We start from the raw sequence: 13,963 nt of genomic DNA, 5'->3' as shown, positions 1-13,963 counted from the left end.
AGCCAATAGCCTATAGCCAAAAGTTTTAAACCAACGACTATATCTAATTGGGCAGTTTTTCTTTTAAATACTTTGCCGTGTAGGAAGCTTTGTTCTTTGCAACAATTTCAGGGGTTCCCTGCGCCAATAGTTGTCCTCCCTTATTTCCTCCGTCCGGGCCTAGGTCTATGATGTAATCGGCACATTTTATCAAGTCTATGTTGTGCTCTATTACAATTATGGAATGTCCTTTGCCGATCAATGCATCAAACGATTTAAGCAATTTTTTAATATCGTGGAAATGGAGACCTGTTGTGGGCTCGTCAAAAATAAATAGGGCTTTGTCCTTGGTGTTCCCCTTTACTAGAAATGAGGCCAACTTAATACGCTGCGCTTCCCCTCCTGAAAGGGTGGAGGAAGATTGTCCCAAGGTGACATATCCCAGCCCAACATCTTGAAGTGGCTTTAGCTTGGTTACAATTTTGGATTGATTGTTTTTGTCAAAGAAATCTACGGCATCATCAATGGTCATATTAAGGACATCATCTATATTGGCGTCTTCAAATTTCACTTCCAAAACTTCTTTTTTGAACCTTTTTCCGTTGCAGGTTTCGCATTCCAAATGCACATCGGCCATGAATTGCATTTCTACGGTAATCTCTCCTTCGCCTTTACATTTTTCACACCTGCCACCGTCAACATTAAAAGAAAAATGTTTGGGCTGATACCCTCTTAATTTGCTTAATTTCTGGTTGGCAAAAAGATTACGGATATCGTCATAAGCCTTAATGTAGGTTACGGGGTTGGATCTGGAAGAACGACCAATTGGGTTTTGATCAACGTATTCTACGTGCTTTAAGGATTGAAATTTACCTTCCATGGAACTGTATTGCCCGGCTTTCTCACCGTAGCCTCCAAGTTCCTTTAGAACTATAGGATATAGAAGCTTTTTTACCAAAGTACTTTTTCCACTTCCCGATACTCCGGTAATGACTGTTAAGACGTTTAAAGGAAAGGTGACATCAATATTTTTAAGGTTATTTTCCCGAGCTCCCTTTATTTCTATGTAATTTTTGAAAGGTCTTCTTGTTTTTGGTACTGCAATTTCCATTTTACCGTTAAGGTAAGCCGCCGTAAGGGAATTGGATTTAAGAATTTCATCCATGGTGCCATGGGCAACCACCTCTCCGCCATGCGTGCCCGCCTCCGGGCCAATATCGATAACCTCATCTGCAGCCTTCATAATGTCTTCATCATGTTCCACTACAATTACGGTATTGCCCAAGTCCCGCAACGATTTTAGTACGGTTATTAGATTCTCGGTATCTTTTGGGTGAAGGCCAATACTGGGTTCGTCCAATATGTACATTGAGCCTACCAAGCTGCTTCCCAATGAAGTTGCCAAATTTATTCGTTGACTTTCCCCACCGGACAAGGAATTGGATTTTCTGTTCAACGTTAAATAACTAAGTCCTACATTATTAAGAAACCCCAATCTACTTTCTATTTCCCTAAGTAATCTGTTGGCAATTTTCTCTTCGTTATAATTAAGTTTAATGTGGTTAAAGAAGCCGATAAGATCTTCTATTGGCAATTCCACAAGGTCGGAAATAGATTTCTTCGAAACTTTTACATAGTCGGTTTCCTTCCTTAAACGCCTTCCCTTACAAGTACTGCATTTGGTTTTGCCCCGATATCGGGATAGCATTACCCGATTCTGTATTTTATAGCTTTTTTCTTCTAGGCCTTCAAAGAATTTATGGATACCGGTAAAATAGCTGTTTCCTTCCCAAACTAGTTGCTTTTGCTCATCGGATAGCTGATACCAAGGTTTATGGATAGGGAAATCGAATTTATAAGCTACATTCACCAATTCATCCCTGTACCATCCCATACTTTCCCCTCGCCAAGGAAAAATTGCGTTTTCATAAACCGAGAGTGAGGTGTTGGGAATAACCAGGTCTTCATCTATTCCTATAACATCCCCATAGCCCTCACATTTGGGACATGCCCCATAAGGGTTGTTGAAACTGAACAAATGAACATTGGGTTCTAGGAATTGCATTCCGTCCAATTCAAATTTATTGCTAAAATGGGTATTTTGGCCAGTTGCCAGGTCCTGAACAATACATTCGCCCTTTCCTTCAAAAAAGGCCGTATCTATGGCATTGCCCAATCTATTGAAGAAGTCCTCGTCGTTTTTATATATAATTCGGTCTACCACCAGTTCAAATTCCCGGCCTATATCCTTTAGGTCCTCATCTATCCTAGTAACCTCTCCATTGTACAATATTCTTGCAAATCCCTGCTTGGAAAATAATTGGAGCGATTTATAGGGGTCTCTATCGGCACTTATTTTAATAGGGGCAAGCAAAAGTAATTTTGTGCCTTCTTCAAAGGTTTTAATATGCTCAACTACGTCCGAAACAGTATGTTTTTTAACCTCATTGCCCGAAATTGGGGAAAAAGTTTTCCCAATACGCGCGAACATTAACTTTAAATAGTCATAGATTTCAGTAGTGGTTCCTACGGTAGATCTAGGATTGGTAGAATTTACCTTTTGTTCAATGGCAATGGCCGGAGCTATACCTTTAATATAATCCACTTTGGGCTTGTCCAACTTTCCTAAAAACTGCCTGGCATAGGAGGAGAGACTTTCAACATATCTTCTTTGTCCTTCGGCATAAAGGGTGTCAAAGGCCAAACTTGATTTTCCCGAACCGGACAGCCCCGTAATGACCACTAGTTTATTACGTGGTATTACAACGTCGATATTCTTTAAATTATGGAGCTTTGCCCCTTTAATTATAATATTATGCTTGGGATTAACGTCTGTTATAGTGGTCATGCTCGTATTTAAGTTTGCAAAGATACGATATGTGAGTTTTATTAGCTAGTAGCCTTTGTCTTACAACTAAATTATATTCATTGAAGGAAAGTAGTAAGATTCGATTTAATTTTTTTTATATTTGATGCATAATAAACCCTAAATAGCCTATACGTAACAAAATTACTTTTTTAAAATTTTGCTCAAAATGCACTTGTAACACAAAACAGGTCTGGCATTTTAGCCTCAAAAAAGTAATTTGTATGGAACTATTAATAGAAGATTCAGTACTAGTAAAAGACTACATGAACGGGGACGAAAGAGCCCTGGAAAAACTAATTGACCGCCACAACCAGCGACTTAGCAGTTTTATTTATTCCAAAGTACAAGATCGGGAAATTACAGAAGATATTTTTCAAGATACCTTTATAAAGGTTATAAGAACCCTAAAGAAGGGTAATTATAATGAAGAAGGAAAATTTCTGCCTTGGGTAATGCGTATTTCGCATAATCTAATAATCGATTATTTTAGGAAGAATAAACGAATGCCCAGATTTGAAGGCAGCAATGATTTTAATATCTTCTCCATAATTAGCGATGATCAATTAAATGCTGAAAGGAGACTTATTAAGGACCAGATAGATCAGGATCTGACACTTCTTATCAAGGAATTGCCGAAAGACCAGATGGAAGTTCTGGAAATGCGCTTATATAAGGATATGAGCTTTAAGGAAATATCTGAAAATACAGGGGTTAGTATTAACACAGCCTTGGGCAGAATGCGTTATGCACTTATCAACCTCCGGAAGATTGTAGAAAAGAACAACATTATTTTAACGAATTAATAGGCCTTACAACCGCTTTTGGTTAATTTCTTCATAACACTTGCGTTATTTGACAATAACAATATATTATTATGGGGAAATTCAACGTTACTACTAAGAACAATTGTAAACTAATGTCTACACGTAGGTCCAAAATAGATTTTTTGTTGAATTACTCTAAATCACTTTATATCATTAAATGCGATAAGTGTAAGGATGAATTGGATGAGCATTGCTTAAACTAGAGGCTTACAACAGTTTTATCAATAGTATGTGCTTACCCATGTATTTAAGTAATGGTTTACTTAAATACATGGGTAATTGGTTTTAAAAAGCTATACCTTAATAAGTATTCTCCCAAGATTTCATTTCACAATGTAATACCCTGCCCATTAAATTTATAACCAGGGCATCCTTATAGTAGGCCCATTAGAATAAACTGTACTTGTTTTCTTTATTCATTAATATATAGGTTATTCTATCTTTCCAGCAGCTGACAATAATAAATAGTCTTACCAGTAATTCCTTTAGGCCCTTTCAACTTCATTTTTGACCAATTATTATGCGTAAAATAAGAAAATTGGCATTTGACATCAATTAACGGGGGTTTTACAACATAGTTTTTTGCACACCTTACCATTTATATACTTTTATCCTGTTGCTAATTAATAATGAAGATTTAAAGTCTTCAAAAAAAAAAAGTAATAAAAAAAAAGTCCGAACCGAAAGGGGAGGCCCCCTAGTTTAACCAAAAACAATATTTTGTATGGAACTGCAAATAGATGACTCAGTATTAGTAAAGGATTACATTAACGGTAATGAAAAAGCTTTAGAGGTTTTGATCAACAGGCACAACCAACGTATTAGTAGCTTTATTTATTCTAAGGTATTGGACCGGGATGTTTCAGAGGACATTTTTCAGGATACCTTTATTAAAGTGATTAAAACCTTAAAAAAGGGAAATTATAGCGAGGAAGGTAAGTTTTTGCCTTGGGTAATGAGAATAGCCCACAACTTGGTAATTGATCACTTTAGAAGAAACAAAAGAATGCCAATGTTTGAAGGGAATGATGATTTCAATATCTTTTCCGTAATTGGTGATGATAAACTTAATGTAGAAAAACAACTTATCAAGGATCAAATAGATTCTGATATTACATTATTAATAGAAGAATTACCGGACGATCAAAAAGAAGTTCTTTTAATGCGTATTTACAGAGACATGAGCTTTAAGGAAATCTCTGAAAACACTGGGGTTAGTATCAATACGGCCTTGGGAAGAATGAGATACGCACTTATAAACCTTAGAAAAATTATTGAAAAACATAATATCGTTTTAACGAATTAATAGGTCATAGGACGAACCGGACAATATTTCCATTTTAGTAGCGTTATCTTATCATAACAATACTATAATCTTATGGAAAAAATTTACTCTGAGAATCAACACAAGTGTAAACTTGCCAAAGCGAGTCCTGAAACTATAAAGTTTTTGATTGGCTATTCCAAATCTTTGCAAATAGTTGAATATAGTAATATTCAATTCGAAAATAATTTAAACTAGACTAAAAAATCCCAACTCCTAGTTGGGATTTTTTGTTTTGTAGTAGGCATCCAAAACCTTTTTTCTTCCTATTGTTTTGGTTATTATGTCTTTTTCCAAATTCCACCCTCTCGCAGGGGAATATTCCCTTCCGTACCAAATTATCTGTAAATGAAGATCGTTCCATAACTCTTTTGGGAATAATCTTTTCGCGTCTCTTTCTGTTTGTACCACATTTTTACCATTGGAAAACCCCCATCTGTACATGAGTCTATGTATATGGGTATCCACGGGAAAAGCCGGTATGCCAAATGCTTGGGAAACCACTACGCTCGCAGTTTTGTGTCCAACTGCCGGGAATTGTTCCAATAATTCGATATCTTGAGGAACTTGTCCGTCATATTTTTCAATCAGGATTTTAGAAAGCCCATAAATTCCTTTGGATTTCATGGGTGATAGTCCAACCGGTTTAATAATTTCCCTTATTTCATCTGCCGTCATTTTTACCATATCGTATGGATTGTCTGCCTTGGCAAATAGTATCGGAGTTATCTGATTGACCCTAACATCGGTACTTTGTGCGGACAATAATACTGCAATCAGCAGGGTGTAAGGGTCTTTGTGGTCTAGAGGAACTGGAATGGTGGGATATATTGTTTGTAAAGTTTCAATGGTAAAGTTTACTTTTTCCGCTTTCGTCATTTATTGCGTAATTTTATAAAAATATAATTATGGAAACGCCCTTTCTTTTGGGTGTGTTTTTAAATATAAATTTACTTAAAATATAACTATGAATACTTTAAAAGTAGGGGACAAGGTACCCGCATTTTCGGCTAAGGATGAAAACGGCAATGATATTAAGCTTTCCGACTATAAGGGTAAAAAACTAATTGTCTTTTTCTATCCAAAGGCAAGTACTCCCGGGTGTACCGCTGAGGCCTGTAATTTGAGGGATAATTATACCGAACTAAAAGCACAGGGTTATGAGCTGCTAGGTGTTAGTGCCGACTCACAAAAACGTCAATTAAATTTTAAAAATAAATATCAATTTCCCTTTCCGTTGTTAGCGGATGAAGACCATACCATCCTCAATATTTTTGGGGTTTGGGGGCCAAAACAGTTTATGGGAAAAAAATATGATGGTATTCACAGAATGACTTTTGTTATTGATGGGGACGGAGTTGTAGAAAAGGTAATAGATAAGGTCAAGACCAAAGACCACGCTGCACAAATTCTATAAATGCTGATACAAGCACAAGGGGCTGTAATTATCCAAAAGATTATTACAGCCCCTTACATTAAAACCCTGGTAAATTAGGCTTTTTCCTGTTCTTCCTCTATGGGTTTACGGATGAAAAGTTTCTTCTTTTTTATTATTTCCGCTATGCCCTCAGGAAGTACGGATTCCCAACCTTCTTCTCCGTTGATTATTTTTTTGAGTACATCCCTGGAGAAAACATGTAGTATTTCCGGATCGTAATCTATAATGTCCATCACCTTTCCATTGTATTTGAAGAATTTGTACAATTCTTTCATTCTAGGGTGGACTTTTATGGTGTTACTGGTCATAATTTGCCCAGTTTCCTCGTTGCGCATTGGGTACAAGTAAACTTTAAGATCTTTAAAGAATAATTTACCAAAAGCCTCTAGGATACCCCCACTAAGATGACGGTAGTATTTTTCATCAAAAATATCGACCAAATTGTTTACCCCCATGGTAAGACCTATCTTGGATTTGGTATAATTGCTAAAATATTCAACAAGTTTAAAGTACTCCTGAAATTTCGAAATCATTACCGTATGGCCCAAAGAACATAATAGTTCTGCCCGATCCATAAAATCCTGTTCATCTATTTCCCCGGAAGCACGAAGGTTGGAAAGGGTAATTTCAAAAATAACAACGGTATTTTCCTCCTCAACACTGGGCTCCCTGATAAATATTTCATAGGATTTTTTAAACATGTCCATATTAACCATGGTCACTGGTCTAAAGCTACCACGTAAGGCCAAAATATTTTTTTTGTAAAGAATGGTCGCCGGCAAAAGATTATTGCCATCGGGTCCAAACATTACCGCATCGGTCATATCATTTTTAACGAGCTGTAAACTCATTAACCTATTATCGACTTCAGTAAAATTTGGTCCTGAAAAATTAACCATATCTATTTCAACCGTATCCTTGTCGATATGGTCATAAAGGTATTTAAGTAATTTTCTAGGCTTATCGTATTTGTAAAATGCACCGTAAATAAGGTTGACCCCAACAATACCCAAGGTTTCCTGTTGTAACCTCGCTTCATTTTGTTTAAAGCGAATATGTAGGATAATTTCGTTTAATTCTTTTTGTTTGGGATCCAATTGATATCGGATTCCGATCCATCCATGGCCTTTATATCTCTTGGAGAAATCAATAGTAGCAACTGTATTGGCATAGGAAAAAAACAATCTGTCGGGGTGTTTTTCCCGGCTTATCCTATTGTCCATGTTCTCCATTTCATGGGCCAACATCTTTTTTAACCTGGACTGGGTTACGTATCTACCGTCTTCCTCTATACCGTAAATAGCATCACTAAAATCCTTGTCGTAGGCACTCATTGCTTTAGCAATGGTACCCGAAGCACCGCCCGACCTAAAAAAGTGCGCGGAAGTTTCCTGCCCTGCACCTATTTCAGAAAATGTACCGTAAATATCAGGATTCAAATTTATCCTTAAAGTTTTTGCCTTAATGGACGGGACATTGGTAAAAGCGATTTCCTTCTTAAAAATATTGGACATAGTGTCTTATTTACTTGTAGCAAAGTTAAAAAGTTTGGGCTATCTATTAAATAAAATAGTTATAAATTTGGATTAAATAGATGTAAGATTGAAAATAACTTTTCTAGGTACTGGAACATCACAGGGAATCCCCGTAATTGGGAGCAAACACCCTGTTTGTTTAAGCAATAATTCCAAGGATAAAAGGCTGCGGGTTTCGGTAATGGTTTCTTGGGATTCGTATAATTATGTAATAGATTGTGGCCCCGATTTTAGACAGCAAATGCTTACCAACAATGTGGTAAAGATAGATGGAATTTTGTTTACCCATGAACATTCCGATCATACCGCAGGAATAGATGATATAAGACCATTTTTTTTCAGACAAGGGGATATTCCTATCTACGCCCATGAACGGGTTGTTACTTCTATAAAACAACGGTTCGATTATATATTCGCCGATGAAAATAGATATCCTGGGGCCCCTGCCGTTGAGATCAATACTATTAAAAATAATAAGCCGTTTAGGATTGGAAACTTAATGGCCATACCTGTAGAGGCGCAACACAATAGATTACAGGTTTTTGGGTTTAGAATACAGGACTTTGTATATCTAACCGATGTAAAAAGTATGGAAAAAGAAGAAATGGAAAAAATAAAGGGGGTAAAAACCTTGGTAATCAATGCCTTGCGAATAGAGCCCCACCATTCACATTTCAATTTGGAGGAAGCTTTGGAATTTATTGATATAGTGAAGCCTAAAACGGCTTATTTGACCCATATAAGCCACTTATTGGGTTTTCATGATGAGGTTGAGAAACAGCTTCCGGATAATGTGCATTTGGCCTATGACAATCTGGTTATAGAGGTTTAAACAGCCTTATATATCTGGGTTAATGGAAATATTTCAACTTAAAACAATTTTATTAAACCAATTAAATAGAAAATAAGGGAATGAAACATAAGATTTACTTGTATTTGTTCATATTCGTTGCACTAATAGCACTTTACCAATTTGTAAGTACCAATAACATGGTGAAGACAAAAAACACCAAAATAGAAGCCCAGGAGGAGAAGCTTTCCCAGTTGGAGGATTCTATACAGAAATTACATATAAAGGTTTTGGACAATCAATATTTTTCTTTGGAAAATAATGATGACGCCTTGGCCTATTACGATCATTTAAATTTAAAGGATCCCAGCCTCTATATTTCGGATAAATTATTGGAGACCAATGAAAGTAAAGGTGATAATCCGCTAATCCCTTATGAGGGTATGGAAAACGATTTTAAAATAAACAAAATCAACATTTTAAACCATAAATGGATTTTGGCCGATTTCTCAGATGGGAAATATTGGGGAGAAGTATTGATCAAGTATGAACTTAAGGATGATCTGGGTGTGGATTTTTCTTTGATGGACCATTTATTGTATACCCGCAGCAATTAAATTTTGCCCTGTAGCCACGACTTGAAAGAGTAGAAATTTTGAGGGGCCACACCATGGCCAACAGGGAATTCCTCATATACATAATCTATGTTTAGATCTTTTAAAATAGCGGGGGCTTGCTGCGCCCAAGCAACAGGAATTACCTGATCTACACTTCCGTGGGAGACATAGATTTTTAGATTTTTGAAGTCGTTTTCCTTATAATTCTTCAACATAAGGTTTTCATTGATATAACCGCTCAGGGCAATTACATTTTTGACCAACTCTGGGTAGGACAGGGCTACCGCATAACTTAGGATGGTGCCTTGGCTGAACCCTAATAGGGTTACATTTTTTTCGTCCAGTCCATAGGTTCTGCAAGCCTCCTCTATAAATACTTTAATTTTATCCCTGGAGAGAACCGCTTCTTCCTCATTGTTCCATTTGCCTTTTTCTGCTTCAAAGTTAATGGCATACCAAGCATTGCCATAGGGTTGCATAGGGTAGGGGGCCCTAACGGATATGATGCAAAGTTCTTTAGGGAGTTCGGAGGCAAAGGAAAACAGATCTTCCTCATTGCTTCCATAGCCGTGGAACATAAAGAGTACTGGGGGCTTGCCCTCGTTACTATTTGAAGGTCTAATAAGGTGTTCCAATGAAAGGGGAGCTGTAGTCATTTTAAGATATAAAAGTGAACCATTTTTGAAAATAGGGACCAAGTACAGGAACCTCTTGTTTCTTGTTGTTCAAGGCTCCCAGAAAACCGTAGAACCAAAGTACTATATAAAAAACATAGAGGCCATACCAGGCATATTCGTTGTACCAATTGCTTAAAAAGATAGCAAAGCCAAGGAAAACGAGATGCAATCCAAATGCCTGCCGGGTATGAAACCGGGCAAACTCGTTCTTGGGATCCGAATTCATCGAAATGGCAATCAACGCCCCAACCATTGTGAGGTAAGCCACAATTGCCGTAGTCTTTCCTTCCTTAATAACATTATCCATAGAGGCAAAGTTAGTCAAGTTTAAAATTTGAACAAAAAAAGAGGCCCTTATTAGACCTCCCTGAATTTATTGATTCTTATAATTACTCCCCAATAGACCCAATAATAGGTAATTTTTCCAATTTACCATTGTTGGCATTTATGATACCCATTATAGCCAAAATCCATGGGGCCCACTGTAATATTCTAAGGAAACCCATACCCATAGTAACAGCTATAAGTCCAAGGACAATGGAAAGTGCAATGGCCAATATCCAAACCCTTAATGATTGTCCAATATGGAATTTGACAAATTCATTTTTTTTATCACTGTTCACTATAAAGGCAATGAGCAGGCCAATTACAGTAATGTAACTAATTATTGCCATAGTTTTTCCCTCACTTATAGTATTCTGGTCCATCTTTAAGATTTTAGTTCCTATAAATTTAGTTAATTATTTGATTGTTGGATACAATTCCGTAAACCTTTCCTTTAAGTTTACTTCCCAAAAAGCAGCTATTCTTTGAATTGGATAAAATGTCCTGCTCTTCAAAGGTGTATTCCAGATCGGGATCAAAAAGGGTAAGTGCTGCATTTTCACCTACTTTGAAACTAGGTGTTTCAATGCCATATCTTTCGCGACCTTTGGTCAAGAGGGAAATGGTGGTATCAAGATCAAAAATCTGATTTAGCATTCCAAAAGCGCTTTCCAGACCTATAGTGCCGTCCGAGGCATTATCGAATTCCACTCTTTTGTGTTCAATATCCATAGGCCTATGGTCTGTGGTAACAAAATCTATGGTCCCATCCTTTAATCCTTTTATCAAAGCCTTGCGGTCCGATTGGATCCTGAGCGGTGGCATCAATTTATAGTGGGAATCGAACTCTGCCAAGGCCTCGTCGGTGAAGCATAGGTTGTGTACTGCTACGCTGCAGCTAACATCCATTCCCTTTTTTTTGGCCTCCGCAATGAGTTTTACGGAATTGGCAGTTGAAATAGTGGGGATGTGCAGTTTTCCTCCCGTATATTCCAATATGAACAGATCCCTCACAATATTTAGCTCTTCGGCCAAATTGGGAATTCCTTTCAGACCCAGTTTTGTGGAGACTTCCCCTTCATTTACAATTCCTTTTCCGGCAATCTGCAGATCCATAGGAAAAGAATGTACAAGGCCATTGAAATTATGGGCATATTGAAGGGCAATTTTTAGAAGGTTAGAGTTCCTTAAAGGTAATTTATAATCATAAAAACCTACGGCACCGGCAGTTTTCATATCATATAGTTCGGCCAAACTTTCTCCTTCAGACTTAACGGTCAATGTTCCCAAAGCATGAAGTGTAGTAGCTGCATTTTTGGAAGCATTCTTTAAAAAAACAATATCGGAGCTGCTATCGGGGAGGGGATTGGTATTGGGGTTGAGGACAATGTCTGTAAAACCGCTCTTTGCCGCAGTGTATAGGCCATTTTCTATGGTTTCCCTTTCCTCATATCCCGGTTCACCAAAACTTACGCTGGAATCGAACCATCCGAGGGATACATGTAGATTCTTTAATTGGATAAGCTTTGTCTTACCTTGAACATCCAAATTGGCAGCAATATCTTCAATTACCCCTTTTTTTATAAGAATATCGCGTTTTTTTAAATGAAGTTCCTTGTTGTTAGGAGCAACTATCTTGGCAGATTTTAAAAGTATGTTCATTTCAGAAATTTTTGTATAAGAACTTCAATAAATATAAATGCTAATGCTAAAATAATAAACCATTTCCAAAGCTCGTTGATGCTATTGTCATTTTCTATATTTTGGAACAAGGCTGAAATATTGTTGTTTTTGCTACTTGCATTAAGTTCATCAAGGTCCATATAATGTAGCTGACTTTCTTCCCTGGGAAAGTTGAAACTTATGTTCTTAATTATCTTTCCTTCATCCGTTATATTGTATATCCCGGAAATCTCAGGATAATCATCAAAAGTTAAGGTGGTTTTGTTGGTAAATGATTGTTGAAAGGGAATAAATTCAAAATCTTTTTGAGACACTTTCAAAATCCGATCTTTTGTAAGATTGACTGGGATATCAACAGAGGTTTTACTACCTATCATTTCATAAATTCTGGGAATCTTAAGACTTGCCATACCCATGTTGTATAAGGTTGGGACAATTAAGGGAGAATTTAAAATATTTGAATTTTCCTTTGATATGGGTGCCGTAAATAAATAAGTACCGTCTTCCCCTACCAAAAATGGATCACCACTTTGGTAAGAAAGGATTTTTGGCTTGGCCGATTTAATACTGTAAAAAGAATTGACAGAGGGATATTGGAAGTTGGTTACTTCTTTTTCGAATACATTCTTATACAAGGGGTGGGCAAAAGCAATCTGACTAATTTTTCTTTCTTCCATAACCGAAGAAATTAGCATAGTATTGGAAAGCCCCATTAAAAAGGAATTGTAATTTTCCATATTAGCTTGGCCACTTGGAATAACCGCTAAACTGCCTCCGGCATTTTTAAAGGCTTGTAGGGCGTTCTGCAAGGCTATGGGGACAGCGTTAAGTTCGTTGAGAATTATCAAATTTTGCGACTCCAATAGGCTGTAATTTAAAGACTTTAGGCTTAAATTGGAATACTGAAACACCTCCTTGTCGTAAATACGTCTTAAAAAATCACTATCGGCATCCCCTACGGATAATACCTTGATTTTATCTTGCTTGGCCAAATTGAAGTAAAGTTGATTGTCATAATTAAGTCCTGAATCGGAAATCAAAATTTCGCCATTGATAAGTTCGTTCGCCGGAATGGTAAAAATTACCTCGCCCTTTTTATTCTTGTTGAAGGTAACCGATGTTTTTGCAATCAATTTTTCTCCATTATACAGGGAAACCGGAGTGTTGTCCAATTCAGCGTTGGTAGAGAGTATACTTTTTAAATCTAAATTCTCTGAGGAAATACTATTGATAAATACAGTATCGATTGAAATATTAACAAGGTTTTCCGGTGTCATTTTTACCAAATGCCTGTTTATGTCTGGAAGCGAGTCTGTAGAGGAAGGACCAATTCTCTTTTGAAAATCCGAAATCAGGACTAGATCTTTTTGTGCGCCTACAGCTTCGGAGAATAAGGTTTTGGCCTTTAAATTAATTTCTTTCAACTGTAATTGGTTGTTGGAATAGGGCAGGGCAAGCAAATCGTTTTTAATGTCGCCAATACGAACTTCCCGAAATATTTTATCATTGGTAAAAAGAGTGAAAATATTTTCTTCAGGAACAGATTTTAGTATCCCCTGCACCATATTTTCCAATAAGGTTGCAGTTCCCATTTTGGCCTGCATACTTAGTGAATTATCAAGGTAGATAACTATTTCGTTGCTTTTCAGCGCCGATTTTCCTGGTATAAAGGGTTGGGCAAAAGCAATAATTAGTGCAGTTAGGAGCAATAGGCGGGTAAATAAAAGTAGCCACTTTTTTAAGGAGTTGCTCTTTCTGGATTCCGCTACTACTTTTTTTAAGATTTTTACATTGGTAAATGGGGTTTTCTTAAATCTACGGAGTTGGAAAAGATGAATGAAAATAGGAATAAGGAGAAGTAAAAGGGCCCAAAGGAGTTCCGGATGTTTAAACAGCATTCCTA

General features: G+C 36.9%; 13 protein-coding genes. 5 read left to right on the top strand and 8 right to left on the bottom strand.

Annotated features, from left to right (window positions below):
• Window positions 1-43: 43 nt before the first annotated feature.
• Complete coding sequence (uvrA, locus tag MWU82_RS12930; protein WP_247096674.1) at window positions 44-2,827, bottom strand: excinuclease ABC subunit UvrA; 2,784 nt, start codon at window positions 2,825-2,827, stop codon at window positions 44-46.
• Window positions 2,828-3,069: 242 nt separating this feature from the next.
• Between uvrA and MWU82_RS12925 the strand changes: the two genes are divergently transcribed.
• Window positions 3,070-3,651, top strand: coding sequence for a sigma-70 family RNA polymerase sigma factor (locus MWU82_RS12925; protein ID WP_215948024.1), 582 nt, complete (start codon window positions 3,070-3,072; stop codon window positions 3,649-3,651).
• A 745-nt stretch (window positions 3,652-4,396) separates the two neighbouring features.
• The gene (locus tag MWU82_RS12920) at window positions 4,397-4,978 is read left to right on the top strand and encodes a sigma-70 family RNA polymerase sigma factor (RefSeq protein WP_247096673.1); all 582 of its coding nucleotides are present in this window, start codon (window positions 4,397-4,399) and stop codon (window positions 4,976-4,978) included.
• 234 nt (window positions 4,979-5,212) lie between these two features.
• On the opposite strand, the gene nth is transcribed toward MWU82_RS12920, so the two are convergent.
• Window positions 5,213-5,875 carry an endonuclease III gene (gene nth / locus MWU82_RS12915; protein WP_215948025.1) on the bottom strand — a complete coding sequence of 221 codons (663 nt, stop codon included), beginning with the start codon at window positions 5,873-5,875 and terminating at the stop codon, window positions 5,213-5,215.
• A gap of 88 nt (window positions 5,876-5,963) precedes the next feature.
• Here nth and bcp point away from each other — a divergent pair, with 88 nt between their 5' ends.
• The gene (bcp, locus tag MWU82_RS12910; protein WP_215948026.1) at window positions 5,964-6,413 is read left to right on the top strand and encodes a thioredoxin-dependent thiol peroxidase; all 450 of its coding nucleotides are present in this window, start codon (window positions 5,964-5,966) and stop codon (window positions 6,411-6,413) included.
• A 74-nt stretch (window positions 6,414-6,487) separates the two neighbouring features.
• Here bcp and MWU82_RS12905 read toward each other — a convergent pair whose 3' ends face one another.
• Window positions 6,488-7,948, bottom strand: coding sequence for a TonB-dependent receptor (locus tag MWU82_RS12905; RefSeq protein ID WP_215948027.1), 1,461 nt, complete (start codon window positions 7,946-7,948; stop codon window positions 6,488-6,490).
• A gap of 88 nt (window positions 7,949-8,036) precedes the next feature.
• Here MWU82_RS12905 and MWU82_RS12900 point away from each other — a divergent pair, with 88 nt between their 5' ends.
• Together MWU82_RS12900 and MWU82_RS12895 are read left to right on the top strand one after the other, a co-directional pair.
• Complete coding sequence (locus MWU82_RS12900) at window positions 8,037-8,801, top strand: MBL fold metallo-hydrolase (RefSeq protein ID WP_215948028.1); 765 nt, start codon at window positions 8,037-8,039, stop codon at window positions 8,799-8,801.
• Between the two features lie 80 nt (window positions 8,802-8,881).
• Window positions 8,882-9,376, top strand: a complete 495-nt coding sequence (locus MWU82_RS12895) for a hydrolase (protein WP_215948029.1) — start codon at window positions 8,882-8,884, stop codon at window positions 9,374-9,376.
• Here MWU82_RS12895 and MWU82_RS12890 read toward each other — a convergent pair.
• The 5 genes from MWU82_RS12890 to MWU82_RS12870 all read right to left on the bottom strand — a co-directional run bounded on the left by MWU82_RS12890 (window position 9,373) and on the right by MWU82_RS12870 (window position 13,958).
• Window positions 9,373-10,032, bottom strand: a complete 660-nt coding sequence (locus tag MWU82_RS12890; RefSeq protein ID WP_215948030.1) for an alpha/beta fold hydrolase — start codon at window positions 10,030-10,032, stop codon at window positions 9,373-9,375. The genes MWU82_RS12895 and MWU82_RS12890 overlap by 4 nt on opposite strands.
• 1 nt (window position 10,033) lies before the next feature.
• Window positions 10,034-10,360 (bottom strand): hypothetical protein, encoded by a 327-nt coding sequence (locus MWU82_RS12885; protein WP_085498161.1) that lies wholly within the window; start codon window positions 10,358-10,360, stop codon window positions 10,034-10,036.
• A gap of 82 nt (window positions 10,361-10,442) precedes the next feature.
• A complete protein-coding gene (locus MWU82_RS12880; protein ID WP_215948031.1) occupies window positions 10,443-10,760 on the bottom strand; it encodes a DUF4870 domain-containing protein in 318 nt (105 codons plus the stop codon).
• A 25-nt stretch (window positions 10,761-10,785) separates the two neighbouring features.
• Window positions 10,786-12,039: a dihydroorotase gene (locus MWU82_RS12875; protein ID WP_247096672.1), complete on the bottom strand. Its 1,254-nt coding sequence runs from the start codon at window positions 12,037-12,039 to the stop codon at window positions 10,786-10,788.
• Window positions 12,036-13,958, bottom strand: a complete 1,923-nt coding sequence (locus MWU82_RS12870; RefSeq protein ID WP_247096671.1) for a BatA domain-containing protein — start codon at window positions 13,956-13,958, stop codon at window positions 12,036-12,038. The genes MWU82_RS12875 and MWU82_RS12870 overlap by 4 nt, the downstream gene beginning before the upstream one ends.
• Window positions 13,959-13,963: the final 5 nt, after the last annotated feature.

Source organism: Arenibacter sp. S6351L, from assembly GCF_023016025.1.
GTDB lineage: Bacteria > Bacteroidota > Bacteroidia > Flavobacteriales > Flavobacteriaceae > Arenibacter > Arenibacter algicola_B.
Note: the sequence above shows the minus strand (reverse complement) of the source record. Positions and strands in the feature narration are given on the sequence as shown.